Below are 26,787 nucleotides of genomic sequence, written 5' to 3' on the forward strand. Positions count from 1 at the left end.
GAAAGGGAGCCGGCCATGGCCGCCATGGAAATCCTCATCGTCACCGTGGCCACGCTGGCCGCCTTCGTCTCGGTGCTGGCCCTCGGCGTGCCGCTGGCGTCGCGCGACCAGTTGGCGGGGCGCCTCAAGGCGGTGGCGGAGCGGCGCCGCGAGCTGTCGGCCAGCCAGCGCGAGCGCCTGGGCGGCGGCCGCTTCCAGCCCCGGCGCCATGTCGGCCTGATGAAGGCGGTGATCGCCCGGCTCAACCTGCAGGAACTGCTGGAGGCCCGGGATCTGAAGCTGAAGCTGGCCCGCGCCGGCTACCGCGGCAACACCGCCGCCGTGACCTTCATCTTCTCCCGCGTCGCCCTGCCGGTGGTGCTGCTGGTGGCTGCGCTGCTCTATGTCTACTCCCCCGCCTTCGGCGACCGGCCCGCCACCACCCGGCTGATGGTGGCGCTGTCGGCCTTCATCGCCGGCAGCTACGTGCCGGCCCTGTGGCTGGCCAATCTGGTGCAGCGGCGCCGCCAGGCTCTGACCCGCGCCTTCCCCGAGGCCCTCGACCTGATGGTCATCTGCGTCGAGGCCGGCCAGTCGGTGGAAGGGGCGCTGATCCGCGTCACCGAGGAACTGGGCTCGTCCTCGCCGGCCCTGGCCGAGGAGATGGGGCTGGCGGCGGCCGAGCTGGCCTTCCTCGGCGACCGTCGGCTGGCCTGGGACAATCTGGCCGAGCGCACCGGGCTGCCGCTGTTCAAGTCGCTGGCCACGGCGCTGGTGCAGTCCGAGAAATACGGCACCCCGGTGAGCCAGGCCTTGCGCGTGCTGGCCCAGGAAACCCGGGAGTCGCGCATGGCCGCCGCCGAGAAGAAGGCGGCCGCCCTGCCGGCCAAGCTGACGGTGCCGATGATCACCTTCTTCCTGCCGGTGCTGTTCCTGGTCATCGCCGGTCCGGCGGTGATCCAGGTGATGCAGTTCCGGGCCGGCGGCTGACTCTCAACCTCCCCCCTTCTCCCCCTCCCCCCTTGCGGGGGAGGGCCGGGGTGGGGGGGAACCGCGTCGGCTGTGTCGCGGAACTCACCCCACCCCCAACCCCTCCCCATCAAGGGGAGGGGAGAAGACTCCCTCCCCCCTTGCGGGCGAAGCCCGCCTTTCAACAATGCGTGCTTCGCACGCGGGGGAGGGCCGGGGTGGGGGGGAACCGCGTCGGCGGTGTCGCGGAACTCACCCCGCCCCCAACCCCTCCCCATCAAGGGGAGGGGAGAAGGGGAGAAATGAAGGATTACCGTCCCTGACCCGCCGCCCATCGGTAGAAGGCGGCGTTGGCGCGGGTGGCTTCGGGCGGCAGGTCCCTGGCGGCGGCCCGTTCGGCAGCCACGGCGTCGCCCTTGAGCGCCAGCAGCAAAGCCAGGTTCTGGCGGATCTGGCTGCCGGCGCGGGGCTGGTCGTCGGCGCGGCGGAGGGTGGCGACGGCCTCGTCCAGCCGGCCCGCCATGGCCTGGGACAGGCCGAGATTGTTGAGAACCTGCGGATTGTCGGGCGACAGCTCCAGCGCCCTGGCATAGGCCGCCCGCGCCTCGTCATGGCGGGCGGCGGCGTCGAAGGCGACGCCCAGGGCGGAGTGCACCTCCCAGTCGGAGGGCGCCAGCGACCGCGCCTCCTCCAGGGTGCGGGTGGCCAGGCCGAGGCGGTCGGCGGCCAGCCAGGCCTTGCCCAGTTCCGCCACCAGCGCCGGGTCGCGCCCCACCCGATCCAGGACCGGCTGCACCAGGTCGGCGCCGGCCTGGGCCTCGCCGGCGTAGCGCAGCGCCCGCGCCAGGGATAGCGCCAGGGCCTTGTCCTGGGGATAGCGGGAATGAAGGGTGCGCCAGTGATGGGCGGCCCCCTTCCAGTCCTGATTGGCCTCGGCGGTGGCGGCGGCGGCGCGCAAGGACGGCTCCACCGCCTTGGCGACGGTATCGACGCCCGCGCCGTCGGGGGCGGGGGCACCGGCGCAGGCGGCCAGCGACAGCGCGAGCAGGGCGGCGGCGGGAAGATGCATAAAATGCGTCATGATTTTCGCCCATATTAAAAGTAAATAACGAACAAGCAAAACTTGCCTGCTCCCTATTATCTGCATTATGATGACTTTGTCCAATACTTCATTCGGGATGGGGAAGATGTCGAGACTGCAAGCCTTCGCCCTCGCGGCCGCCTTCGCCGCGCTGTCTCCGGCCGCCGCCGCCGACGCCCCCATCGAAGTCGGGGCGGGGCACGCCGCGCTGGTCACCCTGGCCAAGCCGGCCCGCTCGGTGGTGGTGGGCGACCCCACCGTGGCCGACGTGTCGGTGGAGGGGCCGAACCGCCTGGCGGTGTTCGGCAAGCGCCCCGGCGGCACCACCCTGACGGTGCTGGGCGGCGGCCGGGCGGTGCTGCTGGAGGCCCGGGTGGTGGTTCATCCCGGCGGCGCCGGCGCGGTCACCGTGACCTACGGGGCGGGCAAGGGCATCGATCCCGGGGGCAGGACCGTGGTCTACGCCTGCGGCAGCTCGTGCAGCCGCGCGGTGGAGGGCAAGGAGGCGGCGGCGCGATAGTCTATCCGGCCACCACCCGGTTGCGCCCTCCTTCCTTGGCCCGATAGAGCGCCTGGTCGGCCCGGGTCATCAGGTTGTCGAACGAATCGCCGGTGGTGTAGGTGGCAACGCCGATGCTGATGGTGAACCGCACCGTGGCGCCATCGGCGGTGGTGATGGACGAGTCGTCCTGGACGGCGAGGCGCAGCCGTTCGGCAATGGTCCTGGCGCCGTCCTGGCAGGTTTCCGGCAGCAGGATGGCGAATTCCTCGCCGCCCAGCCGCCCCACGATGTCCTGGTCGCGCACCGGGGCGACCATGTTCCGGGCCAGGGACTGGATGGCACGGTCGCCGGTGGCATGGCCCCAGGTATCGTTGATCGCCTTGAAGTGATCGATGTCGACCATCAGCACCGAAAGGGTGCTGCCGTACCGGGACGCCCGCTGGGTCTCGTGCACGCCGGCGCTGACGAAATGGCGGCGGTTGGAGACTCCGGTCAGGGCATCGGTGGTGGCGAGGCGGCGCATCTCTTCTCGTTGATGCAGCGCCGTCATGTGGGCGCGCAGGGCGAGCAGGGACAGGATCACCAGGGAGAAGTAGCCGGCGGACAACTGCCAGGCCCGCCGCCGCCATTCCGCCAGGCTGCCGCTCATGTCGAAGCCGACGATGATCACCATCGGGACGTCCTCGATCTTGCTGATCCCGTAGATGCGCTGGCGGCCGTCGAGGGGCGAGACGGCAATGAAGCCGGCACTGGAGCGGGTTTCGCCGAAGCTGGGTTGCCCGGCGGGCGACGGCGTCCGCTTGCCGATGGCCTCGGGAAGGTGCGGATTGCGGGCCAGCAGGATGCCGTCGCCGTCCACCACCGCAAGGACGTCGTCGGCACCGACGTCGAAGGTGCCGATCCAGTCGCGGGCGAAGCCGAGGTCGATGGCCGCCAGCGCGCCGCCAAGCAGTTGCCCGTCCGGCGACAGGCGGTGACGGGACGCCAGGACGACCGCCCGCTTGGACGCCGATTTCTCGGCCGGTACGTACTGAACGTGAAGCCTGTCCTCGATACGCTCCGGCCGCTCGACACAGACCTTCTGGTTGCTGCGAAAGCCGATGAGCCCGGGATCCGCCGCCGCCACGAAAACGCAGGTCTCGTCATAGATGGTGATCCCGACCACGCCGGGAACGGATTTCGTCTTCTCGGTGAGCCAGCCCGACAGGCCCAAGGCCTTGTCGGGATCGAGGCTGCCGGGACCCACCTTGTCGTTGATCCCCCGAAGAACGTAGTCGGCGGCAAGGATGTTGGAGCCGAACCACTGGCTCATGAACTGGCTTTTCTGGATCGCCAACTGCGTCCGGTCGGCGATGATCCGCTGCCGTCCGTCGGCGAGGTCGATGCCGAGCCAGAGGCCGAAGCCCAACAAGGTGATGAATATGAAGCCGTAGACGCCCAGCTCCCTGCCGCGCCGTCCCGTTGGCGGCGCCAAATCGAGCTGCGTCATCCGTACCCCCGTCCTGCCGTCCCGACCGGACCATAGCCGGCTTGCGAAGGGTGGAACACTGGCCGGAGGTTTGGCTTGTCCGGCCGATTGCCGCTACAGGCTGATTCTCAGCTGCGACAATTCGGTGGCGATGGCGCGGAAGCTGGCCTTCAGCTCGTCCTGGGTGGGCGAGTCGAAGTACTTGGACGGCGAGGACGCGCACGACCGGTAAAGCTCCTTGGTGGCGCTGTTGATCCCCGAGGTGAAGGTGATGGTGTAGACGATGATGCCCTTGGCCTTCATCGCCTGGCACACCGAGGTCATGCGCGAATTGATGGTGGCCTTGGCGGTGGTCAGGCTGGTGGTGCCCAGCCGCCCCAGCTCGTCCAGGCGGCCATAGCCGGTCTGGTCCGAATTGACCGCGGTATTGGGCTTGTTGGGTCCGGAATTGCTGGTCAGCTTGTAGAACTGGTTCTCGCCGTCGGTCATCAGGATCACCGCCTTGTCCCATTTCGGCGTGTTCCAGGCCAGGCCCTCGGTAAAGGGCGGCTCGGGCGACAGCACCCGCAGGCCCCAGGCCATGCCGATGTCGCTGAAGGTGCCGCCGCGGCTCCAGGCGCGCATGGCGGCGATGGCGGAATCCAGGGTGGCCTTGTCGCCGGTCAGCGGGGTGATGGGCGTCGGGCAGCCCAGATTGGGGCCGGTGCCGCCATTGCCGGTGGACGGGTCGGCCCGCACCGTCGATGCCGTGGTGGGATCGTAGCTGTTGTCGATGGCCGGCAGCCACTGATAGCGGGTCCAGGACCGGGTCGAGGCCGGGGTGTCGGCTACCGCGTCGGGCTGGGCGCGCTCGATGACGCAGCCCTTCCAGCCCAGGACATTATTGGGATCGACCACGTCGCTGCCGGCGATCAGGGATTCCGAGACCGCCCCGGGATTGACCGAGGCGGAATAGGGCACCAGCGCGATCCGCAACTTGGGATGCACGGCCTGGCCGCCGAACAGGATGTCGGTCAGCTCGGCCGCCGCCTCGCGCAGGGCGCCGATATTGTCGTTGCTGGTCATGGACCCGGTATTGTCCAGCACCATCGCCAGTTCCAGGCCGCGGATGGCGCGGATGACCTGGGACTGCTCGGCGATCTGCATGGTGTCGAAGCCGGCCAGCCCCATCAATGTGGTATCGACGGTGGCGGTGCCGGCGGCGGTGATGGTGTCGCCATTGACGGCGATCTGGATGCTGGAGGTGGTGGCCAGCCCCGACGGCTTGAAATTGGCGTCGAAGAACTTCTGCCCCAGCGCCTGCAATTCCGTATCGGTGCCGGTGGAGGACCCCACCGCCAGGGCGGCCGCGTCGAGAGCCTGCTGCAGGCGGCTTTTCACCGCATAGGCCCGCGCGGTGTCGACCGCCAGGCCGACCGCCAGCAGCACCGGCACCAGGGTGAGGGCGAAGATGGCGGCGACGCTGCCCTTGGAACAGGAAAGCAGGGATCGCATGGCGACCTCCCTAGCCGGAGAAGGGGATGACACGGGTGACGCGCGGGCGCGCCACCGCGGTCTCGCGGAAGGTCAGCGTGCCCAACAGGTCGTGCAGCAGCGGCGCGTGGGCATAGCGGAACGACACCGTCACCACGCTCTCGCCGGCCTTGCCCAGGCCGGTGACCTTGGACAGCGGCACCGGATCGGCGCCGGAACCCCAGCTGTAGCCCCATTGCGCCGTCGCCGTGCCGTTGGCGGCGAAGACCACGCTTTCGACCCGGATGCCCATGCTGGCGGTGGTGCTGGGCAGCGGGTCCATCACCCGCTGGGCGGCGGTGGCGATGGCGGCCAGGGTGGCGCCGCTGTGGCTGTCGGCCCGGGCGCTGAGGTCGGCCACCGTCTGTGCCGCCGACACCGCCTTGGAATAGGCCTGCACCGCCTGGAAGGTCTCGACCGCCCCCAGCAGGGCCGACACCATGGCCGGCAGCAGCAAGGCGTACTCCACCGCGACGGCGCCCCTGGTACAGCCGAGAAAACCAAGGCGCAGCCCGCCGCCCGGCGCCCGAGGGCTCGTGCAGCGCGGGCTCATTGGAACGGCTCCGTGCGCATGACCGCGGTCGAGATCAGCGGCACGACGTCGCCGCCGCCGCTGATGACCTCGCCCACCCAGGGGGTGACGAAGCGGTAGGGGTGGATGACCCGCACCGTCACCACCTCGTTGGCCGCGCCGGGGGCGAATTGCAGCCCCTGCGGCACCCCGGCGGCATCCAGGGTGACCGGCGGCAGGGTGATGGCGGCGAAGTCGGGGAAGGTGCGGACGTCGAAGTGGAAGCGGTCGCAGGCCAGGGTGGCCGGCAGATGCGGGCAGAACTCGGCGCGGAAGCGGGCCACCGCGTCGCCGGCGTTCTGCACCACGCCGGTGCGCACCTGGCGGGCGGCCTCGCGCGTTGCCGCCTCGAGCACCGCCGAAGTAAAGGCCATGATGCCGGTCTCGATCATGCCGAACAGCATCATGAACAGCGGCAGGGCGATCACCGCGAATTCCACTGCCGCCGCGCCGCGGCGGTCGCCGGAAAGACGCAAGAATGTGGCAAGGGTGCGCATGGCCTGTCGCCGATGAATACTTTAAGGACAGGCCATTATACGACGACGACCATGTCGCCGTGAAATAATTTATTTGTGCATCAAATAAAGCATAAGAAGAGGCGAATTCCGTTCGAATTTTATCTTTTTTGCGGATGTGGAATCAGCCGGTGAAGTTCGGCCAGCAGCGATTCCCGGTCCACCGCCCCCTTGGCCAGGATGCGCTGGGCCGAGCCGGCCAGGCGGGCGCGATCCTCGGCGGTGACGTCCTTGGCGGTCAGCACCACCACCGGCACCTCCCGTGCCTCGGGATTACGGCGCAGCGCGATCAGGAAGTCGAACCCGTCCATCTCCGGCATCATCAGGTCGAGCAGGACCAGATCGGGCAGGCGCTCGGCGACCCGGTCGAGGGCGAGGCGGCCGTTGGCGGCGGTATCGACGCTCCAGCCGTCGCCCACCAGCATCCGGGTCAGCATGTCGCGGTTGTTGGGGTCGTCCTCGACCACCAGGACGCGGCCGGCGGCGCCGGGCCTGAGCTGCCCCAGGATTGCGGCCAGGGCATTGCGGTCCACCGGCTTCGGGACGACGTGGGTGGCGCCCAACGCCACCGCCATTTCGGCATCGCCGGCCATGGAGACCATGATCACCGGGATGGCGGCCAGGTCGGGGTCGGCCTTCAGCGCGGTCAGGGTCTTCCAGCCGTCGATGCCGGGCATCAGCACGTCCAGGGTGATGGCGCCGGGCCGCAGTTCGCGCGCCATCCTGAGGCCGGATTCGCCGTCCTCGGCGGTGGCGACCCGGAAGCCGCTATCCCTGAGCATGCGCCCGATCAGGTCGCGGGCGGCGGGGTCGTCGTCGATCACCAGGATGAGCGCCGCCGCCGCCGTGGCGGTGGACGCGGCGGGCGCGACCGGAGGCGGGCTGTCCTTGACCACCCGCGCCGGCAGCCGGACGGTGAAGGCGGTCCCCTTGCCGGCCTCGCTCTCGGCCGTGATCGACCCGCCCATCATCTCGCAGAAGGCGCGGCTGATGGCCAGTCCGAGGCCGGTGCCGCCGTACTTGCGGGTGGTCGAGGCGTCGGCCTGGTTGAAGGGCTGGAACAGGCGCGCCATCTGCTCGGGCGAGATGCCGATGCCGGAATCGGAGACGGTGAAGACCACATGGTCGCCGTCGCGGCCGGCGACCAGCCGGATGGTTCCGTTCTCGGTGAACTTGGCGGCGTTGGACAGCAGGTTGAACAGGGTCTGGCGGACCTTGGTGAGGTCGGCCTCCATGGCGCCGATGTCGGCCGGGCACTCGACCTCCAGCCGGTTGGCCTTGGCATGGACCAGCGGATCGACGGTGGCGGCGACCTCGGCGATCATGGCCAGGACGTCGAAACCCTCGATGAACAGTTCGGTCTTGCCCGCCTCGATCTTGGACAAATCGAGGATGTCGTTGATCAGCGACAGCAGATGCCGGCCGGCGCCCCGGATCTTCTTCAGGTCCGGCACCAGGGCGGTCTCGCCCAGATCCTCCAACTCCTCCTCGACCATCTCGCTGTAGCCGATGATGGCGTTCAGCGGCGTGCGCAGTTCGTGGCTCATGTTGGCGAGGAAGCGGCTCTTGGCGATGTTGGCGGCCTCGGCCGCCTCGCGCGCCTGCTCCATCCATTCCGAGCGGCGCCGGGCCTGCGCCACCGTCGCCTCGAGCAGGCTGAGCGCGGTGCCGAGGCCGGCATAGCGGCCGTTCTCGGTGATGACGAAACCGTCCACCAGGGCGTTGACGTTCTCGCCCAGGATGCGGGCCGACAGCTCGTCGATGCTGTCGTCGGCATCGACCAGCAGCGGGGCGGGCTGCATGATCCGCTCGACGGGGCGGCGGGTGTAGAGATCCAGCATCACCGGCTTGGCCAGGATCGCCATGGAGGCGCTGCGGCTGACCAGCCCGAGGACCCGGGCCTCGGCGTCGGTGACCGCCACGCCCGGCCAGTCGGCATGGTCGGTGAGCATGCGGAAGACGTCGCCGCACAGGGAGTCGGCATCGACCGAGGGCTGGGCGATCACCAAGTCGCGGACCCGGACGTTCCAGTTTTCCGTCGGGGGTACTGCAGCCTCGGACACGTCGTCTCCACCCTGGATGGATACCCCTATTATGATTGTGATAATCTGGGGGGATCAAGTACTTGAACATTACAGAACGATGACAGCCGGAGGGCGGCGACATGGCGACCATATTGCTGGTCGAAGACAACGAGATGAACCGCGACATGCTGTCGCGCCGCCTCGAGCGCAAGGGCTACCGGGTGCTGTTGGCCGAGGACGGCCAGCAGGGGGTGGACATGGTCCGCGCCGAGCGCCCGGATCTGGTGCTGATGGACATGAGCCTGCCGGTGCTGAACGGTTGGGATGCCACCCGGGTGCTGAAGCAGGACGAGGCGACCCGCGCGGTTCCGGTGATCGCGCTGACCGCGCACGCCATGGCCGATGATCGCGAGAAGGCGCTGGCCGCCGGTTGCGACGACTACGACACCAAGCCCATCGAGTTTCCGCAGTTGCTGGAAAAGATCGAACGGCTGTTGCAGCCATGACCCGGCCGGCCGACGCCCCGCTGGCGCTGCCGTTCGCCCGCGTCGGCGAGATCGTCGGGCCGGCGGCGGCACGGCTGGTGACGCTGACCGACGATCTCGCCGCCGCCGGCGGCGTTGCCGAGACCGAGTGCATGGCCGTGGCCGCCCGCCAGTTGCAGGCCATGGCCGCCGACCCTGCCGCCGCCGGCTTCGATGCCGAAGGTTCGCCCGAGTCCGTCTGCTCGCGCCTTCGCCACGACCTGCGCTCGCCGCTGGTGGCGGTGAAGGGATTCGGCGAGCTGGTCCTGGAAATCGCCGAGGAGGAGGGCGACGGGGCGACCGGCGCGGCGGCGCACCACGTCCTCGACGCGGTGTCCGAGGTGCTGGTGGCCATCGAGCGGGCGCTGCCGCCGCAAGCGCCCGCCGCCGCGCGCGAGGGAGAGGCGCCGCCGGCCGGTCCGGTCGGGCGCATCCTGGTGGCCGACGACAGCGCCCAGAACCGCGACGTCCTGGTCCAGTACCTGACCCGCGAGGGCCATCAGGTGACGGCGGTGGCCGACGGGCTGGCCGCCTATGACGCGGTGACGGCGCAGCCCTTCGACCTGGTCCTGCTCGACATGATCATGCCCGGCATGAACGGCGACGAGGTGCTGAAGGCGATCAAGTCGTCGCCGGATTTGCGGGCGCTGCCGGTGATCATGGTGTCGGCCCTGGACGAATCCGACAACATCGCGCGCTGCATCGAGATCGGTGCCGAGGATTACCTGTCCAAGCCGTTCAACCGGGTGCTGCTGCGCGCCCGCATCGGCGCGTGCCTGGAGAAGAAGCGGCTGCGCCAGGTCGAGCTCGACTACCTGGCGGCGGTGGAGAAGGAGCTGAACGTCGCCCGCGACGTCCAGATGTCCATCCTGCCGCGCCAGTTCCCGCCCCATGTGGCGGCGGCCGGCGCCGGCGTGATGGTTCCGGCGCGCGAGGTCGGCGGCGATTTCTACGATTTCTTCAGGCTCGACGACGACCGCATCGGCATCGCCGTTGGCGACGTCTCGGGCAAGGGCGTGCCGGCCGCCGTCTACATGGCCATGGTGCGCACCCTGCTGCGCGCCACCGCCCTGTTCGGGCTGTCGCCGTCGCGCTGCCTGGAGCGCCTCAACGAGCAGCTCAGCGCCGACAACGAGCGCGGCATGTTCGTCTCGCTGTTCTACGGCATCCTGGACGTGGTCGCCGGCACCTTCACCTATGCCAATGCCGGCCATCTCTGGCCGCTGCTGATCCGGGCCGACGGCGCGACCGACTGGGTCAGGGGCGCCGACGATCTGCTGCTCGGCGTCATCTGGGGCGGCACCTATTCCGAGGCCGAACTGGCGCTGGCCTCCGGCGACACCGTCCTGGTCTACACCGACGGCGTCGTCGAGGCGGCCGCCCCGTCCGGCGAGGAATTCGGGCGCCATCGCCTGGCCGGGCTGGCCGGCGCCTGGGCCGGCGCCGAGCCGGCGGCCCTGCTCGAATCCATGCTGGCGGCGGTGCGGGGCTTCGAACAGGGCCAGCCCCACAGCGACGACCTGACCGGCGTTGCGATCCGCTTCCTCGGCCGCGTCCCGGGCCGGTCCGGGTTCGAGATGGAGATCGCCGCCGATCTGGTCGAGGTCGCCCGCCTGGTGGCGGCGCTGGATGCCTATCTGCACCGCCACGAGGTGCCGGTCGCCGCCGGCTACGCCCTGACCATGGCGGTCGAGGACTGCGTCGCCGCCATCGTGCGCCGGGCCGGCGGGCGGGGCGGCGCCCGGACCATCGCGGTGCACCTCGGGCTTGGGGCGGAGGGGATGCTCGCCGAAATCGTCGATGACGGCGCTTCGCCCGAACCCGAGGCCAAGGACGCTGCCGACGGGAGATTGCAGTTTGTCATGACGCTTGTCGCGCGGGCGGATTATGATCGGGTCGAGGGGCGCAACCGCCTGCGCCTGTTCAAGCCGCTGGGGTGAGGGGGAACGGATATGGAGCTGCAGATCGACCGCCAGGGTCGAATCGCCGTGGTGACGGTGGCCGGGCGGTTGTCGAGCGCGGTGGCCGATGCGTTCGACGAAAGCCTGCAGAGGGCGCTCGACGACGGCGCCGCCGAGGTGCTGGTGGACATGTCGCACCTCACCTTCATCGCCAGCACCGGCCTCAGGGCCCTCATCCTGGCCGCCAAGCGCCTCAACCCCGAGGGCGGCCGCGTCCACCTGTTCGGCATGGACGAGCCGGTCCGCGACGTCTTCCAGGTCAGCGGCCTGATGCGGGTCTTCCCCGTCTACGCCACCCGCGCCGAGGCCGAAGCGGCGCTGGGTTAATCCTGCGCCGTCCTAATCTTTCGCCGGCTTGGTCAGGTCGTATTCCACCTCGACGATGTCGCCGTCCACCGTGCGCACGGGGACGAAGCCCAGGTGCTCGACGAAGCGCAGCATGCGCGAATTGTCCTTCAGCACCTGGCCGACGATGGCGCCGGTGCCGCGGCTGCGGCAGTACTCGATCATCTTGGTCAGCAGGCGCTTGCCCAGGCCCGAGCCCTTGAGGTCCGAGCGCACCACCACGGCGAATTCGGCCTTCTCGTTGTCCGGGTCGGTCACCGTGCGGACCACGCCCAGGGTCTCGCGGCTGCCGTCGGGGTTGGTCAGCTCGCCGATGAAGGCCATCTCGCGGTCGTAGTCGATCTGGGTCAGGCGCGCCATCTCGGTGTGGGGCAGTTCGTGCACCAGGCCGAAGAAGCGGAAACGGATGTCCTCGGGCGTCAGCCTGGACACCAGGACGTGGTGGTTGGGCTCGTCCTCGGGGCGGATCGGGCGCAGCAGCACGTGGCGCCCGTCGTTCATGAGGAAGCATTCCTCCAGTTCGGCGGGGTAGGGGCGGATGGCCAGGCGCTCGGTGCCGGGCGCCACCGCGGCCACCTTGATGGAGGCGTCCAGCGCCAGCACGCCGCCGGAATCGCAGCGCAGCGGGTTGATGTCCAGCTCGACGATCTCGGGGAAGTCCACCACCATCTGCGACACCTGGATCAGCGCCGTGTGCAGCGCCTCCAGATTGGCCGGCGGGCGGCCGCGATAGCCGGCCAGCAGCCTCGAGACCTGGGTGCGCCGCACCAGCTCGGCGGCCAGGTTCATGTTGAGCGGCGGCAGCGCCACCGCGCGGTCGCCGATGATCTCGACCGCCACGCCGCCCTGGCCGAACAGGATGACCGGGCCGAAGATGGGATCGGTGGCGACGCCGACGATCAGCTCCTGGGTTCCGGGCTTGCGCACTGCCATGGGCTGCACGGTGAAGCCGTCGATGCGGGCCTCGGGGTAGGTGGCGGCGACCCGTTCCAGCATGGCGTTGGCGGCCTTCTCCACCTCGAAGGGGCCGTCCAGGTTCAGCACCACGCCGCCGACGTCGGATTTGTGGACGATGTCGTGGGACAGGATCTTCAGCGCCACCGGCCGGCCCAGCTCGCGGGCGATGCGGCTGGCCTCGGCCGGGGAATGGGCGATGCGGGTCTCGATGGTGGGGATGCCGTAGGCCGACAGCACCGCCTTGGCTTCCGGCTCGGTCAGCACGTCGTCGCCGCGGGTCAGGGCGTCCTTGAGGATGCGCCGCACATAGGCGACGTCGGGCACGAAATCGGCGGTGGCCGAGGCCGGCACCTCCATCAGCATGTCCTGGTTGCGGCGGTATTCCAGCAGATGCAGGAAGCCCTGCACCGCCGCCCGCGGCGTCTCGAAGGTGGGCACGGCGGCCTCGGCGAACAGGCGCCGGGCATGGGCGACCTTCTCCGAACCGACCCAGCAGGTCATGATGTTGGCGCGCGGGCGCTCCTTGAAGACCTTGATCACCGCCTCGGCCACCGAATCGGGATCGGAGATGGCGGTGGGGGCATACATCACCAGCACCGCGTCCACCGCCTTGCAGTCGAGCAGGATGGCCAGCGCCTTGGCGTAGCGCTCGCCATCGGCGTCGCCGACGATGTCGACCGGATTGCCGCGCGACCAGTTGGGCGGGCAGATGGCGGCCAGCTTTTCCAGCACCTCGGGCGGCAGCTCGGCCAGGGTGCCGCCGCCGTCGCTGAGGTCGTCGGCGGCGATGACGCCGATGCCGCCGCCATTGGTCAGCACCGCCAGCCGCTGGCCCTTCACCGGGCGCGAGCGGGCCAGGGTCTCGACCGCGCCGAAGATCTCGTCGATGTCCTGCACCCGCAGCATGCCGGCGCGGCGGATGGCGGCGTCGAACACCAGGTCCGAGCCGGCCAGGGCGCCGGTATGCGAACTGGCCGCCCGCGCCCCCTCGACCGAGCGGCCGGCCTTGATCACCAGCAGCGGCTTGTTGCGGGCGGCGGCGCGGGCCGCCGACATGAAGTTGCGACGCTCGTCGATGGCCTCGATGTACAGCAGGATGGCGCGGGTGAAGGGATCGCTGCCGAGATAGTCGAGAATGTCGCCGAAGCCCACATCCACCCCGTCGCCGGTGTGGATGAAGTGCGAGAAGCCGATGCCCTTGGTGCAGGCCCAGTCCAGCACCGCCGTGCACAGGGCGCCCGATTGCGACACGAAAGCCAGCTTGCCGCCCAGCGCGTTCTCCGGCGCGAAGCTGGCGTTGAGGCCGATGCCGGGGACCAGGATGCCCATGGAATTGGGACCCAGCAGGCGCATGCCGAAGCGCTTGGCCTCGGCCCGCACCGATTGCAGGATGGTCAGGCCGCTGTCGTCCTGGGCATGCTGCAGCGCCGGGGTCATGATGCAGGCCGCCCGGGCGCCCTTTTCGCCCAGCGCCCGCACATGGCCGGGAATGGTCGCCGCCGGGGTGCAGATGAGGGCGAGGTCGGGGGCCTGGGGCAGGCTGGCCACGTCCGGATAGGCCAGCACGCCGCCCACCGAGCGGTGCTCGGCGGTGACCGGCATGATGGGGCCGGCGAAGGCGCCTTGCAGCAGATTGCGCATGACCACCGATCCGGGCGCCCGGGCCTGGGTGGTCGCCCCCACCACGGCAATGGATTCGGGGCGGAACAGGGCCTTCAGATTGCGCACGCTCATGGTCTGGCCGATATGCCGTTCATCCTGGCGACGAACCTTATCCCCGACCATTGTGCGGTGCAATAACCGCGAACGTCATGCCCGGCATTCCGGGCTGTGCCGCCAATTCACTCAGGCACGAAAAGCTCGCCCTTCAGCATCGTCGAAACGGTTCGCACCGCCACCGCGGCGACCACCGCGCTGGCCAGGACCAGCGCCGCCAGGCCGATTCCGCTCCACACCGCGCTGGCGGCGCGGTGGCCGTGCTCGAGCGCGGCCAGGGCCATGGCATCCAGCGGAAAGGTGAAGGCCCACCACGACATGGCGAAGGGCAGCCTGAGGAAGCGCGGCGTGAGGGCCAGCAGCGCCAGGGTGGTGAACAGCGCGCCGTTGACCAGGACCAGGGCGAAGGGGTCCTCGGCGCCGGTCAGCGCGGTATAGGCGAGGTAGCCCACGGCCGGCGGCGGCACCAGGATGAACAGGGTCGGCACCAGGCGCGGCGGCAGGTCGTCGTGGAAGATCACCCGGTAGAGGATGATGGACAGGAACGGCAGCCAGAACATCATGCCGATGGAGAAGAAGAACCACGACACCTCGACCTGGCCGAGTCGGACCCCCAGCACCGGCACGATGATGTTGCCGACGATGGGGATGAACCAGGCCGGATTGGCGTGGGCGATGTCGTGCTTCTGGGCGATCCAGCGCGCCAGGATGCGCAAGGTCATCACCAGCTGCAGGATGGCGCCGGCCACCCACACGCCGTAGGCGACGGCGGGGAGGTGCGGCCACAGGCCGGTGGCCAGCAGCAGCATGCCGATGGCGATGGCGGAAAAGAAGGCGGACCGCACCGGATGGTTGAACTCGCCCATCACAGCGCTGGGATGGCGCATCAACTTCATCACATAAGCGATGGAAACGGCAATGAAAACAGCCGCCGATACGGCGACCAGGAAGTCGCCGGCGAGCTCGTGGCCGGCCTTGCGCCAGGCCAGCCCGAGGCCGGATACGCCCATCACCGTGGCAAAGATCGCCACCGGCATGTGGGCGAGGGGGGAGTGGAGGGCGGTCGACGCGGGAGCGGGCTGGTTCATGACGACTCCGGTCCAAATTATATTAGACAATGCTAATCGGCGACGGCCGCCGTCAAGTGATAATACCACCGTCGGGTCATGCGCCGATCGGGGAGGCGCATGACCAATTGGTGAAGGGTGGGGTACGATTGTTGTACGACCTAGGGGCAGGATGTATATTTCGCACCGCAACAAATGGCCCGTTGCCGCTGCCGACCAAGGAGACCACCATGGCCGAGATGATGGAAAACCGCACCTGGGACGAGATCAGGGTGGGGGACACGGCGACGCTGACGCGGAACTGCCGGATGGAGGACGTCGAGCTGTTCGGTGTCGCCACCGGCGACCTCAACCCGACCCATTACCAGGCCGAGCAGGCCCAGCAATTCGCCCATCATCGCAAGGTGGTCGCCCATTCCATGTGGGGCGGCTCGCTGGTGTCGGCGCTGCTGGGCAACGAGCTGCCCGGCCCGGGGACGGTCTACAAGAACCAGGATTTCGAGTTCCTGTGCCCGGTCGAGGTGGGCGACACCATCACCGTCACGGTGAAGGCCACTGATAAGGCGCCGCCCAACGAAATCACCTTCGACTGTCTGGCGGTGAACCAGAACGGCGACACGGTGTTTCGCGGCCTGGCGCGGGTCTACGCCCCGACGGTCAAGGTGGTGCAGCCGCGGATGGAGCTGCACGAGGTGTCCTTGCGCCGTCGTGCCCATGTGTTCGAGGACATCATCGCCCGCTGCGCGACCCTGGAGCCGATCTCGGTGGCGGTCTGCCATCCCTGCGACCAGGTCTCGCTGGAAGGACCCTACGAGGCGTACAAGCGCGGGCTGATCATCCCCATCCTGGTCGGCCCCGAGGCCAAGATCCGCAGCCTTGCCCAGGAACACGGCTTCGATCTCACCGGGCTGCGCATCATCGACACCCAGCACAGCCACGAATCGGCGGAAAAGGCGGTGCAGCTGTGCCGCTCCGGCGAGTGCGAGGCGCTGATGAAGGGCTCGCTCCACACCGACGAGATGATGCACGAGGTGGCCCGGCGCGACACCGGCCTGCGTACCGGGCGGCGCATCAGCCACGTCTTCGTGATGGACGTGCCGACCTATCCCAAGACGCTGCTGATCACCGACGCCGCCATCAACATCTATCCCACCCTGGAAGACAAGGTCGATATCTGCCAGAACGCCATCGACCTCGCCCATTGCCTGGGGGTTGCCGAGCCGCGGGTGGCCATCCTGTCAGCGGTCGAGACCGTCTATCCGAAGATCAACTCGACCATCGAGGCGGCGGCGCTGTGCAAGATGGCGGACCGCGGCCAGATCACCGGCGGGCTGCTGGACGGCCCGCTGGCCTTCGACAACGCCATCTCGGCCGAGGCGGCCCGGATCAAGAAGATCAAGTCGCCGGTGGCCGGCGATGCCGACATCCTGCTGGTGCCCGACCTCGAGGCCGGCAACATGCTGGCCAAGCAGCTCTCCTACCTGGCCGAAGCCGATGCCGCCGGCATCGTGCTGGGGGCCAGGGTGCCGGTGGTGCTGACCAGCCGTGCCGATTCGGCCAAGGCGCGCCTCGCCTCGTGCGCGGTCGCCGTGCTGTTCGCCCATGCCCGGCGCACCGCGCCCTCCAAGGCCGCGGCCGAGTAGGACGGGGAGAGCTTCCATGCGCGACGGCATTCTCGTCATCAACGCCGGTTCCTCGTCCATCAAGTTCTCGCTTTACGTGTCGGAGGCGGGGGACGGCATCACCTTGTCGAGCAAGGGTCAGGTGGAGGGCATCCACGTCGCCCCCCATTTCGAGGCCAAGGACCCCTCGGGCCGCAAGATCGAGGACAAGGTCTGGGACCACGGCGACCGGCTGTCGCACGAGGTGCTGCTGGAATTCCTGATCCGCTGGGTCGAGGAGCACCTGGACGGCGCCACCCTGCGCGCCGCCGGCCACCGGGTGGTCCACGGCGGCACCCGCTACGCCAAGCCCATGCTGGTGGCCGACGGGCTGCTCGACGAACTGGAGGCGCTGGTGCCGCTGGCGCCGCTGCACCAGCCCCACAACCTGGCGCCGATCCGGGCGCTGCAGGCGGTGCATCCCGGTCTGGCCCAGGTCGCCTGCTTCGACACCGCCTTCCACCGCACCAGCCCGCGGGTGGCGGAAATCTTCGGCCTGCCGCGCCAGCTCACCGCCGAGGGGGTGCGCCGCTACGGCTTCCACGGCCTGTCCTACGAATACGTCTCGGGCCGCCTGCGCGAGGTCGCGCCGGCGGTGGGGGCGGGCCGGGTGGTGATCGCCCATCTCGGCTCCGGCGCCTCCATGTGCGCGGTCAAGGACGGCAAGTCGGTGGCCTCGACCATGGGCTTCACCGCACTCGACGGGCTGATGATGGGGACCCGCACCGGCAACCTCGATCCCGGCGTGGTGCTCTACCTGATGCAGCAGAAGGGCATGAGCGGCAAGCAGATCGAGGATCTGCTCTACAAGCAGTCCGGCCTGCTCGGGGTTTCGGGCATCTCCAACGACATGCGGGTCCTGCTGGACAGCGATGATCCCCACGCCGCCGAGGCGGTGGAGCTGTTCGTCTATCGCATCGCCCGCGAACTGGGATCGCTGGCGGCAGCCCTGGGCGGACTCGACGCCCTGGTCTTCACCGCCGGCATCGGCGAGCGCTCGGCGGTGATCCGCGAGCGGGTCTGCGCCCTGGCGGAATGGCTGGGGGTGAAGCTGGACCCGCAGGCCAACCAGCGCAACGACCTCGCCATCGGTGCGGCGGATGCCCGCGTGCCGGTCTTCGTCGTTCCCACCGACGAGGAACTGATGATCGCCCGCCATACCCGGGAGGTGCTGGACCGCCAGCTCTAGCCTTGGCCCCATCCTTTCGGGGGAGGTAAATCTCAGGGGTGGTGGTTACCGTCGAATCGGGGCACATTGGAACGGTGCGAAACGAGGGCGAGGGTGGAGAGATGCGCAAGCTCCGGATGACCATCGGCAAGGCGACGCTCGACGCCGAGCTGTTCGACACCCCGACCGCCGAGGCGCTGCTTGCCGCGGCGCCGTTCGAGACCCGGGCCACCAAGTGGGAGGGCGAGGTCTACTTTACCGTTCCGGTGCGGGCCGAGCGCGAGGCCGAAGCCCGCGACGTCATCGAGCCGGGCGAGCTGGCCTTTCGCGTCGAAGGCGAAGTGGTGGTGATCGGCTTCGGCCCGACGCCGGCCTCGCAGGCCGGGGAAATCCGCCTGGCCATGCCGGCCAACGTCTGGGGCCGCACCGATTTCGACGTCAGCCGTCTCGACGCCGTCGAGCCCGGCGATCTGATCCGCATCGAACCGGCCCAGGAGGCCTAGGCCGGAGCTTAGGCCGGCCGGGCGGTTGACCGGTCGCCGCGCCTGCGTGTAGCGTCCCGTTCCGGATGGGGAATGAGGACGAGAGGATGACACCAGCCTTTCCGCGCCTGCTGATCTGTGCCGCCCTGGCGGGCCTGCTGCCCGCCTGCGCCATCGTCGATCTCGCCGCCCACGGCATGAAGGAATACGAAAAGTCGAAGGAGACGCGGACCGCCGAGCCCGCCGCCGCTCCGCCGCCGCGGGTGATTCCGGCCGCGGCGCCGGCCCGCGAGGCCATGCCCGAGCCCGTCCCGGCGGTGGTGCCGCCCCGCGAACCGGTGAGCGTCGAGCCCCTGCGGTGACAGCTAGAGCACACTGCGATTAGATCGCATCGTTCTCTAGCTTTGTTGGGATGCCCTCGCCGGGCGCAAACCTGCGGTTTGCTTGGCCGCCGCCGCAATGGCGGCAGGAGCAGGGTGATTCCTTCGGATATCCCCCTGCTCTAAACCAGGATCCGCTGGCCCTCGGTGCCGATGACGTCCGAGAACTGGACGCCACGCAATTCCTCGTCGCCGATCAGGTTGTGGCGCTTGTCCGGGCAGCGCTCGGCGGCGCGGTCGAGGTCGCCCAGCACCGTGTCGAGGCGGTCGAGCAATGCGACGACCTCGGTCGCCATCGCCTGATCCTCCATGCGGCCGGCGAAGCGGCGCATGTTCCAGGCGAACACCCGGCTCTGGGTCACGTGGTCGCGGAAGCTGCGCGGACGGCGCAGGAAGAGGCGCGGCGAGTTGCGGATGTTGCGGATGAACAGCTCGATCAGCGCCCGCAGGAAACGGTCGGTGCCGGCCAGCTTGCGGCGGAACACCGGAACCGGAACCCGGGACAGCAGCGCCTCGTCCACCGCCACCGCGCTGGCGCTGCGCCGGCCGCCATCGAGGACGGCCATTTCGCCGAAAATGCCGCCGGTGCCGACCTCGGCCACCTCGACCCGCTGGCCGTCCACATGCTGGAACAGCCGCACCGAGCCCTTGTGGACGATGTAGGCGGCGTCGCCCAGGTCGCCCTGGGCGAAGATCTGTTCGCCGGCGGCGAAGGTGAGACGCTCCAGCCGGGTCGAGCCGGCCGCCATGTAGTCGTCGAACGTGATCCCCAACTGGTCCGCCACCAACACCCCCGTCATCCATGCCGGCTGCGGCTTGCAGCTTCTTACAAACCGGCCGCCGACTCAACCCAAACAAACGTTGCAGCCGTGCTTCACGGCCACTGGTATGCTGGCGGCGGACCGGAGGTGGAGCGACATGGTCGACTGGAACGGGCTTGAGGCGCGGCTGGCGGCGGCATCGGGCGGCGATCACGGGCTCGACGCCGAATTGGCCGAGGCCTTCGCCCGGCCGCCGGCACCGTATACCGAAGCGGTCGAGCCCTGCCGCGACCTGGTCGCCGCGGCCCTGCCGGGCTGGAAGCTGCATGTGGGGTTCGGCGTCTCCGGGCTGTTCCCCTATGCCGCGTTGACCCGCGACGGCGTGCATCTGGACGCCGAGGCGCCGACCCTGCCGCTGGCCATCCTGCGCGCCGCGCTGCAGGCGATCAGGCGATGACCGCCAGGGCGAGGTCGAGGGCTTCGCGCACCGCCTGGGCGCGCACCGCGTCGCGGTCGCCGGCGAAGACGCGGCTGCGGTGAAGCGTGGGACCGCCGCGCCGGGCGGCGGCGAAGTGGACCAGGCCCACCGGCTTGTCCGCGCTGCCGCCGCCGGGGCCGGCGATGCCGGTCACCGCCACCGCCGCGTCGGCGGCCGACCGGGCCAGCGCACCCTCGGCCATGGCGACGGCGACCTCGGCGCTGACGGCGCCTTTCGTCCCGATCAACCCGGCCGGGACCCCCAGCATGTCGGTCTTGGCCTGGTTGGAATAGGTGACGAAGCCGCGTTCCACCACCGCCGAGGACCCGGCCACCGCGGTCAGGGCGCCGGCGATCAGGCCGCCGGTGCAGGATTCTGCGGTGGCCAACATCAGGCCGCGGGCGGCATAGGCGTCGAGGACACGCACGGCATCGGCTTGGATATGGGTCACGGCAGACTCCACCACAATGCGGCCAGCGCCATCAGCAGCGCCCCGTATAGCGCCGCCAGGGCGTCGTCAGCCATCACCCCCAGGCCTCCGGGAAGGGTGCGGTCGGCCCAACTGGCCGGCCATGGCTTCCAGATGTCGAGGACGCGGAAGACCGCGAAGCCCGCCAGATAGAGGACGGGATCGTCGGGAACCGCCGCCAGCACCAGGCACTGGCCCGCCACCTCGTCGACCACCACCTCCTTGGGGTCGTCGCGCCCGGTGCGCCTGACATACTCAGCCGAGGCGGCCCAGCCCAGCGCGAACAGGGCGGCGGCGGCGGCCAGCACGCCCGCCTGACCCGCCGTGCGGAAACATCCCCAGGCGATCGGCACCGCCGCCAGCGAGCCCCATGTTCCCGGCGCGAACGGCAACCGCCCGCAGCCGAACCATGTGGCGACGAGGCTGGCCGGGTGCCAGGCGGATAGTCGGATCGGGTGCAAACGGGACTCCGGCGTGACGACGTTGCGTGGGCGGACACTACCATCTGCGCCGCCCCTTGCAACCTTCCGAGGTGTGGACGCGGTCGCCGGCTCAAACGACATCTCCGGATGGCGACAACGACCAGTGACGGGAGGTGGCCCTGCGCAAGGCAACAGGCCGCGGCGGCAGGCTGGTGACCGCGCTCATGGCGGGATGGGGCGTGGTGGCGACCCTCGGCTGGCTGGGAAGTGGCGCGTCCGAGGCCGAGGCCTCGCCGTCCTGCGCCGGACTCCGGCGCGAACTGGACGATGTCAGGAGCGCGCTGACCCGCAGCGAAGCGCTGCTGAAGACCCTGGGCCAGAAGCTGCGCCGCGTCGCTTCGGGGCACATCCGGGCGGTGGAGACGGCGCTGGCCGGCACCGGCCTCGACATCGACCGCCTTGCCGGCGGGACGGCGCCGGGAGCGGCGGGCGGTCCCTTCATCGCCGACGGGTCGCTGCCGTCCGAAGTGCTGCGGTGGGAGCGCCTGCGCCGTTCGGTGCGCTCGCTGCCGGTGGCGGCACCGCTTGCCGATTACGAGATCGCTTCCGGCTTCGGCCACCGCATCGATCCCTTCAACCGCCGCCGCGCCCTGCACTCGGGCATCGACCTGATGGCACCGCTGAAGGCTCCGGTGCTGGCGACGGCGCCGGGGCGTGTGGTGTACGCCGGACGCAACGGCGGATACGGCCGCATGGTGGAGATCGAGCACGCGCCGGGCATCCGCACCCGCTATGCCCATCTGGCCACCATCCGGGTCCGCGTCGGCCAGCGGATCGCGGTGGGCAAGCCCATCGGCACCCTTGGCAGTTCCGGACGGTCCACCGCGCCGCACCTGCACTACGAAGTGGTAGTCGATGGACTGCCCCGCGATCCCGAACGCTTCATGGCGGCGGGACGGATGCTGGTCCGCCGGCGCTAATACCTTTCCACATTATGCACCTTCCTTGGCGTCGTTGGCGCACCACTGCCGGCATGGGAGAATTCTTCGCAGGTGCGACAGACGGTGACGATGATGGGCCAGGGGGTGTGGATGAACGACCGGATGGCAGGCCCGCCACGGTGAAGCTGCCCTTTCTTCCGTCCGTTCTGGCACGGTACGGCATCCTGCCCCGTCTGCTCGTGGGTGGAGCGCTGGTCGGCGTGCTGTTGTGGGCGGTGATGGATTTCCGCCATTCGGCGCGGATCGAAGCGATGGTCGATGCCGACCTGGAGGTGCAGATCGAGGACATGGCCCGGCGTGACCGCTTGGCGTTCGAGGCCGGCCTGGGCTCCCACTTCACCCTTGCCCGGCTGATTGGCGGCAGCCGGGCCGCCGCCCGTCATGTCGAGGCCGTGCTGAGGGCGGGGGAGGGCAGCCGGACGCTTCATGGCGAGCCGGCCTGGCTGCCGCCGTCCGCCGACCGGGGGGCGTTCCCGCCCATCGACTTCGTCGCGGTGATCGCTCCGGACTGGACGACGCATGAAGTGGTGGCGCTCTCCGGCGTCCCGACCCTGGATGACCTGTGGCGGCCCGACCGGCGGCAGTTGCGGACGGCGATGGACCATGCCCATCTGATGCGCCTGGACGGGGTGGTCCACATCGTCTCGGCGGCGTCGGCGGGCGAATCCGGCGGATTGCTGGTGCTCGGGTCGCGGCTGGATTCCCGATTCCTTTCCACCACCCACGGCCTGGGAGAAGGCGCCGACCACGTGGTCGCCGTCTCCGACGGCGCTGCCGGCCGGGTGCTGGCGAGCAGCGCTCCCGCACTGGTGGTCCCGGGGACGGAGATCGCGGAATTGGGGCGAGCCTGGCTGATCGCCGGCATGGAGTTCTTCGGCTACGGCTCGTCCGACGTCGTCGCCAGCTTCGCCACCCTGGTGCCGAAGGCGCTGATCCAGGGACGGGCGCTCCCCATCCTGTCGCTGGAGCGCAGCCAGCGCCTGGTTCTGGCGGGGGCTTTGGCGGTGCTTTTCCTGGCGGTGCTGGCGGTGTTCGCCCTGCGCCTGCGGCTGCTGACCAGGCAGGTGGCCGAGGTCACCCGCTCGGTGTTCGGCGTCAGTCCTCAGGTTGCTCCGGGCGACGAGCTCCACAGCCTGCTGGCCCAGGTCGAGGCGCTCACCGACGAGGTCGTGGGATCGCGCGATGCGCTGGCCCGCGAAGGGGCCGAACGCCTGCGCCTCGCCACCGAACAGATGAACACCCGGACCGAGATCGAGCGGCTGCGCCTGCTGCAGGCGGTGACCGACCTGATGGGCGTGGGGGTGATCCGCCTGACCGAAGAGGGGCCGGCGCCCGAGAACGCGGTGATGGCCGCCTTCGCCACCGAATGCGGCGGCCTCGACGCCTTTCTGCAGGCGAAGACGCGGGGACTGGACGAGGTGGCGCTACCCACCCGCGTCGGCGGAGAGCGCATCTTCGAGCTGCGGACCGGCAGTGCGGTCGATCCCGGCCTGCTGCTGGTCACCGACGTCACCGAACGGCGGCGCACCGAACGCGCCGTCGCCAGCTTCGCCCTGTTTCCGGCGCAGAATCCCTATCCGGTGCTGCGCATCGGCGTCGACGGGATGGTCCAGCACGCCAATCCCGCCAGCACCGCCCTGCTGGCGGAATGGGGCAGCGGAGTCGGACGCGTGGTTTCCGGCAAGTGGGTGGCGGCGGTGCGGGAGTGCTATGCCACCGGGCGCCGGACCGTGCGCGAACAACGGGTGGACCAACGGATGCTGTCGCTCACCCTGGTTCCCATCGGCGGGGCGCAGCACGTCAACGTCTACGGGGCCGACGTGACCGACCGGGTGGAGGCCGAGCGGGCGCTCGCCCATGCCAACGAGGTGCTGGAGCACCGCGTTCTCGAACGCACCCGCGCCTTGCTGCGCGCCAAGGAGGAGGCCGAGGTGGCCAGCCGGGCCAAGACCGAATTCCTGGCGGCGGTCAGTCACGAGCTGCGCACGCCATTGAACGCCATCATCGGCTTTTCCGAGGTCATGCACGGCGAGATGTTCGGGCCGATCGGCAATTCCCGCTATCGCGACTATGCGCAGGACATCGTGTCGTCCGGCCGCCATCTGCTGGAGGTCATCAACGACATCCTGGACATCGCCAAGATCGAGGCCGGGCAGATGAGCCTGCTGCTCGAGCCAGTGGTGATCGACGAGGTGGCGGCGTCCGCGATCCGGCTGGTGGAAAACCGCGCCCGCAGCGGTGGCCTCAAACTGTCCACATCGGTGGAACCCGGTCTCCCGGTCTTCACCGCCGACCGCCGCCGCCTGCTCCAGGTGCTGGTCAACCTGCTCGCCAATGCCGTCAAGTTCACGCCGGAAGGAGGCCGGGTGGCGGTGACGGTCCGCCGTGTCGGCGACAACCTGGAACTGGCGGTGATCGACAGCGGCATCGGCATGGACCCGTCGGATATCGCCACTGCGCTGGAGCCGTTCCGCCAGGTCGATGCCCGCCTGTCGCGCCGCTACGAGGGCACCGGGCTGGGGCTGCCGCTGGCGCGCTCGTTCACCGAGCTGCACGGGGGCAGATTGCGGGTGACCAGCGCCCGGGGCGAGGGCACCACGGTGGTTGTCGAACTGCCCATGGGCATCATCGGCGAGCCGCTGCCGCTCGTCGCGGCCGACTGATCAGCGGCGATTGGTCAACGATACCGTTCCTCGCGCCAGGGATCGCCGACGTCGTGATAGCCGCGCAGCTCCCAGTAGCCGGGACTGTCCTTGTCCATGACCGTGATCGCCCGCAGCCACTTGGCGCTCTTCCAGAAATAGAGCTGCGGGATCATCGCCCGCACCGGCCCGCCATGCTCGCGGCTCAGGGGCTCGCCCTGCCAGGTATGGGCCAACAGGGCGTCTTCGGCGGCGAACAGGTCCAGCGGCAGGTTGGTGCTGTAGCCGTCAAAGGATTTCAGCATGACGAAGGCCGCCTGCGGGCGGGGACGCACCAGGCCGAGCAGGTGGCGCACGGTCACCCCGGCCCAGCGATTGTCGTAGCGCGACCAGGTGGTGACGCAGTGGATGTCGGTGACCAGTTCGGTCTGCGGCTGGGCCATGAACGCGTCCCATGACCATTTCAGCGGCGCCTCGACGGCGCCGGCCACCGTCAGCGACCAATCGGCGGTGGAGAGGTCGGGGGTGATGCCCAGGTCGAGCACCGGCCAGTCGGACACCTCGCGCTGGCCCGGCGGCAGCCGCCGCCGCTTGGGATCGGGGGCGCCGGTGAGGCCTCGCCCCTGCCGCGCCCAGTCCTGCTTGGCGCCGATCAGCTTGTCCTTCAGGCGCCCGAGCAGCGGGACGTCGTCGTCATCCATGCGGGGTTCACCCCTTCTCGCGCATCAGCCGGGCCTTGTCCCGGCCCCACTCCCGCTCCTTGATCGCCGCCCGCTTGTCGTGGGCCTTGCGGCCCTTGGCCAGGCCCAGCAGCACCTTGGCGATGCCGCGCGGGCCGAAATGGATGTCCAGCGGCACCAGGGTCATGCCTTCCTTGGCGATGGCCCCCACCAGCTTGCGCAATTCGCGCCGGTGCAGCAGCAGCTTGCGCGGACGCCGGGTCTCGTGCGGGAACGGCATCTTGGACTGGTATTCAGGGATATAGGCGTTGTACAGCCACAATTCATCCCCGCTGGGTCCGGCATAGGCCTCGTTGATGTTGCCCTTGCCGGCGCGCAAACTCTTCACCTCGGTGCCGACCAGCATGATGCCGGCCTCGACGGTGTCGACGATGGTGTATTCGTGCCGCGCCTTGCGGTTCTGCGCTGCGATGTGCGCCGGCAGGGACATGGTCAGATGAGGCCGGCCGCCCTCATGGCGGTCTCGACCTTCTTCCTGCTGTCGGCGGAAATCTCGACCAGCGGCAGGCGCACCGTGGCGGCACCCTTGCCCAGCAGGCTGACGGCGTACTTCACCGGCGCCGGGCTGGTCTCGCAGAACATGGAATCGTGCAGCGGCGCCAGCCGGTCGCGGATGGCGAAGCAGGTCTCGAGGTCGCCCTTCATCCACGCGTCGTGCATCTGGCTGCACAGCTTCGGCGCCACGTTGGAGGTCACCGAGATGCAGCCCACCCCGCCCTGGGCGAGGAAGGCGGTGGCGGTGGCGTCCTCGCCCGAGAGCTGGCAGAACTTCGGCCCCAGCGCCGCGCGCATCTGGAGCGGGCGGGCGAGGTCGGCGGTGGCGTCCTTGACGCCGACGATGTTGGGCAGCCTGGCCAGCCGGGCGAAGGTGTCGACGGTGATGTTGACCACCGAACGGCCGGGGATGTTGTAGACGATGATCGGGATGTCGACGGCGGTGGCGATCGCCTCGTAATGGCGGAACAGGCCTTCCTGGGTCGGCTTGTTGTAATAGGGGGCGACCACCAGCGCGGCGTCGGCGCCGGCGTCCTTGGCGTGGCGGGTGAGGTAGATGGCCTCTTCCGTGGAATTGGAGCCGGTGCCGGCGATCACCGGGACCTTGCCCTTGGCCACCTCGACGCACAGCTCGATGACCCGGTTGTGTTCCTCGTGCGACAGGGTCGGGGATTCGCCGGTGGTGCCGCAGGGAACCACGCCGTGGCTGCCCTCGGCGATCTGCCAGGCGACGAAGTCCTGGAACGCCTTTTCGTCCACCCGGCCGTTGGCGAAGGGGGTGACGAGGGCGGTGATCGATCCCTTGAACATGGCGCTTTCCCAAAGAGGTGTGTGCTCGGAAACCCGGGACATTACAGCCTTGCCTGAAGCGGCACAAGCTTTTGCGCCGCGCGTGTC

The 26,787-nt window shown here is 69.4% G+C and carries 26 protein-coding genes; 12 read left to right on the forward strand and 14 right to left on the reverse strand.

Features of this window, described 5'->3' with window-relative positions:
- Window positions 1-15: 15 nt before the first annotated feature.
- Window positions 16-969, forward strand: a complete 954-nt coding sequence (locus tag MTBUT4_RS13170) for a type II secretion system F family protein (protein WP_173980143.1) — start codon at window positions 16-18, stop codon at window positions 967-969.
- Window positions 970-1,258: 289 nt separating this feature from the next.
- Here the strand turns inward: MTBUT4_RS13170 and MTBUT4_RS13175 are convergent, their stop codons facing one another.
- The gene (locus MTBUT4_RS13175) at window positions 1,259-2,029 is read right to left on the reverse strand and encodes a tetratricopeptide repeat protein (protein WP_173980144.1); all 771 of its coding nucleotides are present in this window, start codon (window positions 2,027-2,029) and stop codon (window positions 1,259-1,261) included.
- Between the two features lie 106 nt (window positions 2,030-2,135).
- Between MTBUT4_RS13175 and MTBUT4_RS13180 the strand changes: the two genes are divergently transcribed.
- The gene (locus tag MTBUT4_RS13180) at window positions 2,136-2,549 is read left to right on the forward strand and encodes a pilus assembly protein N-terminal domain-containing protein (RefSeq protein ID WP_217424171.1); all 414 of its coding nucleotides are present in this window, start codon (window positions 2,136-2,138) and stop codon (window positions 2,547-2,549) included.
- Window position 2,550: 1 nt separating this feature from the next.
- On the opposite strand, the gene MTBUT4_RS13185 is transcribed toward MTBUT4_RS13180, so the two are convergent.
- The 5 genes from MTBUT4_RS13185 to MTBUT4_RS13205 form a co-directional block, all read right to left on the reverse strand.
- Window positions 2,551-4,020: a GGDEF domain-containing protein gene (locus tag MTBUT4_RS13185; protein ID WP_173980146.1), complete on the reverse strand. Its 1,470-nt coding sequence runs from the start codon at window positions 4,018-4,020 to the stop codon at window positions 2,551-2,553.
- 93 nt (window positions 4,021-4,113) lie between these two features.
- Window positions 4,114-5,493, reverse strand: coding sequence for a pilus assembly protein TadG-related protein (locus tag MTBUT4_RS13190; protein WP_173980147.1), 1,380 nt, complete (start codon window positions 5,491-5,493; stop codon window positions 4,114-4,116).
- A gap of 10 nt (window positions 5,494-5,503) precedes the next feature.
- Window positions 5,504-5,980 (reverse strand): TadE/TadG family type IV pilus assembly protein, encoded by a 477-nt coding sequence (locus MTBUT4_RS13195; protein WP_173980148.1) that lies wholly within the window; start codon window positions 5,978-5,980, stop codon window positions 5,504-5,506.
- A gap of 80 nt (window positions 5,981-6,060) precedes the next feature.
- Window positions 6,061-6,579 carry a TadE/TadG family type IV pilus assembly protein gene (locus MTBUT4_RS13200; protein WP_173980149.1) on the reverse strand — a complete coding sequence of 173 codons (519 nt, stop codon included), beginning with the start codon at window positions 6,577-6,579 and terminating at the stop codon, window positions 6,061-6,063.
- Between the two features lie 119 nt (window positions 6,580-6,698).
- On the reverse strand, window positions 6,699-8,660 hold the full coding sequence (locus MTBUT4_RS13205; protein ID WP_254434857.1) for a hybrid sensor histidine kinase/response regulator: 1,962 nt from the start codon (window positions 8,658-8,660) through the stop codon (window positions 6,699-6,701).
- A 101-nt stretch (window positions 8,661-8,761) separates the two neighbouring features.
- Here MTBUT4_RS13205 and MTBUT4_RS13210 point away from each other — a divergent pair, with 101 nt between their 5' ends.
- Genes MTBUT4_RS13210 through MTBUT4_RS13220 form a run of 3 tightly spaced genes read left to right on the forward strand, consistent with a single transcriptional unit; the run spans window position 8,762 to window position 11,433 of the window.
- Entirely contained in the window at window positions 8,762-9,127 is a 366-nt protein-coding gene (locus MTBUT4_RS13210) for a response regulator (protein ID WP_173980150.1), read from the forward strand.
- The gene (locus MTBUT4_RS13215; RefSeq protein ID WP_173980151.1) at window positions 9,124-11,085 is read left to right on the forward strand and encodes a SpoIIE family protein phosphatase; all 1,962 of its coding nucleotides are present in this window, start codon (window positions 9,124-9,126) and stop codon (window positions 11,083-11,085) included. Before MTBUT4_RS13210 ends, MTBUT4_RS13215 begins: the two co-directional genes overlap by 4 nt.
- A gap of 12 nt (window positions 11,086-11,097) precedes the next feature.
- Window positions 11,098-11,433 carry an STAS domain-containing protein gene (locus MTBUT4_RS13220; protein WP_173980152.1) on the forward strand — a complete coding sequence of 112 codons (336 nt, stop codon included), beginning with the start codon at window positions 11,098-11,100 and terminating at the stop codon, window positions 11,431-11,433.
- A 12-nt stretch (window positions 11,434-11,445) separates the two neighbouring features.
- Here MTBUT4_RS13220 and MTBUT4_RS13225 read toward each other — a convergent pair whose 3' ends face one another.
- Together MTBUT4_RS13225 and MTBUT4_RS13230 are read right to left on the reverse strand one after the other, a co-directional pair.
- A complete protein-coding gene (locus tag MTBUT4_RS13225) occupies window positions 11,446-14,142 on the reverse strand; it encodes a bifunctional acetate--CoA ligase family protein/GNAT family N-acetyltransferase (RefSeq protein WP_173980153.1) in 2,697 nt (898 codons plus the stop codon).
- A 107-nt stretch (window positions 14,143-14,249) separates the two neighbouring features.
- Window positions 14,250-15,212, reverse strand: coding sequence for an SLAC1 anion channel family protein (locus tag MTBUT4_RS13230; protein ID WP_173980154.1), 963 nt, complete (start codon window positions 15,210-15,212; stop codon window positions 14,250-14,252).
- Window positions 15,213-15,421: 209 nt separating this feature from the next.
- Between MTBUT4_RS13230 and MTBUT4_RS13235 the strand changes: the two genes are divergently transcribed.
- From MTBUT4_RS13235 to MTBUT4_RS13250, 4 genes are all read left to right on the forward strand, one after another.
- A complete protein-coding gene (locus MTBUT4_RS13235) occupies window positions 15,422-16,834 on the forward strand; it encodes a bifunctional enoyl-CoA hydratase/phosphate acetyltransferase (RefSeq protein ID WP_173980177.1) in 1,413 nt (470 codons plus the stop codon).
- 16 nt (window positions 16,835-16,850) lie between these two features.
- On the forward strand, window positions 16,851-18,041 hold the full coding sequence (locus MTBUT4_RS13240) for an acetate/propionate family kinase (RefSeq protein WP_173980155.1): 1,191 nt from the start codon (window positions 16,851-16,853) through the stop codon (window positions 18,039-18,041).
- A gap of 101 nt (window positions 18,042-18,142) precedes the next feature.
- Window positions 18,143-18,523, forward strand: coding sequence for a cyclophilin-like fold protein (locus tag MTBUT4_RS13245; protein ID WP_173980156.1), 381 nt, complete (start codon window positions 18,143-18,145; stop codon window positions 18,521-18,523).
- Window positions 18,524-18,609: 86 nt separating this feature from the next.
- Window positions 18,610-18,864, forward strand: a complete 255-nt coding sequence (locus tag MTBUT4_RS13250) for a hypothetical protein (RefSeq protein WP_173980157.1) — start codon at window positions 18,610-18,612, stop codon at window positions 18,862-18,864.
- Window positions 18,865-19,004: 140 nt separating this feature from the next.
- Here the strand turns inward: MTBUT4_RS13250 and MTBUT4_RS13255 are convergent, their stop codons facing one another.
- Window positions 19,005-19,667 (reverse strand): cyclic nucleotide-binding domain-containing protein, encoded by a 663-nt coding sequence (locus tag MTBUT4_RS13255; RefSeq protein ID WP_173980158.1) that lies wholly within the window; start codon window positions 19,665-19,667, stop codon window positions 19,005-19,007.
- A gap of 133 nt (window positions 19,668-19,800) precedes the next feature.
- On the opposite strand from MTBUT4_RS13255, the gene MTBUT4_RS13260 reads away from it, so the two are divergent.
- Window positions 19,801-20,100 carry a hypothetical protein gene (locus MTBUT4_RS13260; RefSeq protein WP_173980159.1) on the forward strand — a complete coding sequence of 100 codons (300 nt, stop codon included), beginning with the start codon at window positions 19,801-19,803 and terminating at the stop codon, window positions 20,098-20,100.
- Here the strand turns inward: MTBUT4_RS13260 and MTBUT4_RS13265 are convergent.
- Both MTBUT4_RS13265 and MTBUT4_RS13270 read right to left on the reverse strand, forming a co-directional pair.
- Window positions 20,090-20,572, reverse strand: a complete 483-nt coding sequence (locus MTBUT4_RS13265; protein ID WP_371737906.1) for a CinA family protein — start codon at window positions 20,570-20,572, stop codon at window positions 20,090-20,092. The genes MTBUT4_RS13260 and MTBUT4_RS13265 overlap by 11 nt on opposite strands.
- Window positions 20,569-21,051, reverse strand: coding sequence for a phosphatidylglycerophosphatase A (locus MTBUT4_RS13270; protein WP_254434858.1), 483 nt, complete (start codon window positions 21,049-21,051; stop codon window positions 20,569-20,571). The genes MTBUT4_RS13265 and MTBUT4_RS13270 overlap by 4 nt, the downstream gene beginning before the upstream one ends.
- A gap of 173 nt (window positions 21,052-21,224) precedes the next feature.
- Here MTBUT4_RS13270 and MTBUT4_RS13275 point away from each other — a divergent pair, with 173 nt between their 5' ends.
- Both MTBUT4_RS13275 and MTBUT4_RS13280 read left to right on the forward strand, forming a co-directional pair.
- A complete protein-coding gene (locus MTBUT4_RS13275; RefSeq protein WP_173980162.1) occupies window positions 21,225-21,992 on the forward strand; it encodes a M23 family metallopeptidase in 768 nt (255 codons plus the stop codon).
- A 140-nt stretch (window positions 21,993-22,132) separates the two neighbouring features.
- Window positions 22,133-24,676: an ATP-binding protein gene (locus MTBUT4_RS13280; protein ID WP_173980163.1), complete on the forward strand. Its 2,544-nt coding sequence runs from the start codon at window positions 22,133-22,135 to the stop codon at window positions 24,674-24,676.
- 14 nt (window positions 24,677-24,690) lie between these two features.
- On the opposite strand, the gene MTBUT4_RS13285 is transcribed toward MTBUT4_RS13280, so the two are convergent.
- Genes MTBUT4_RS13285 through dapA form a run of 3 tightly spaced genes read right to left on the reverse strand, consistent with a single transcriptional unit; the run spans window position 24,691 to window position 26,700 of the window.
- Window positions 24,691-25,356, reverse strand: a complete 666-nt coding sequence (locus MTBUT4_RS13285; protein WP_173980164.1) for a sulfite oxidase-like oxidoreductase — start codon at window positions 25,354-25,356, stop codon at window positions 24,691-24,693.
- Window positions 25,357-25,363: 7 nt separating this feature from the next.
- The gene (gene smpB, locus MTBUT4_RS13290; protein WP_173980165.1) at window positions 25,364-25,825 is read right to left on the reverse strand and encodes an SsrA-binding protein SmpB; all 462 of its coding nucleotides are present in this window, start codon (window positions 25,823-25,825) and stop codon (window positions 25,364-25,366) included.
- A gap of 2 nt (window positions 25,826-25,827) precedes the next feature.
- Complete coding sequence (dapA, locus tag MTBUT4_RS13295) at window positions 25,828-26,700, reverse strand: 4-hydroxy-tetrahydrodipicolinate synthase (protein WP_173980166.1); 873 nt, start codon at window positions 26,698-26,700, stop codon at window positions 25,828-25,830.
- Window positions 26,701-26,787 lie beyond the last annotated feature (87 nt).

It is taken from the genome of Magnetospirillum sp. UT-4, from assembly GCF_902729435.1.
Classification (GTDB): Bacteria; Pseudomonadota; Alphaproteobacteria; order Rhodospirillales; family Magnetospirillaceae; genus Magnetospirillum.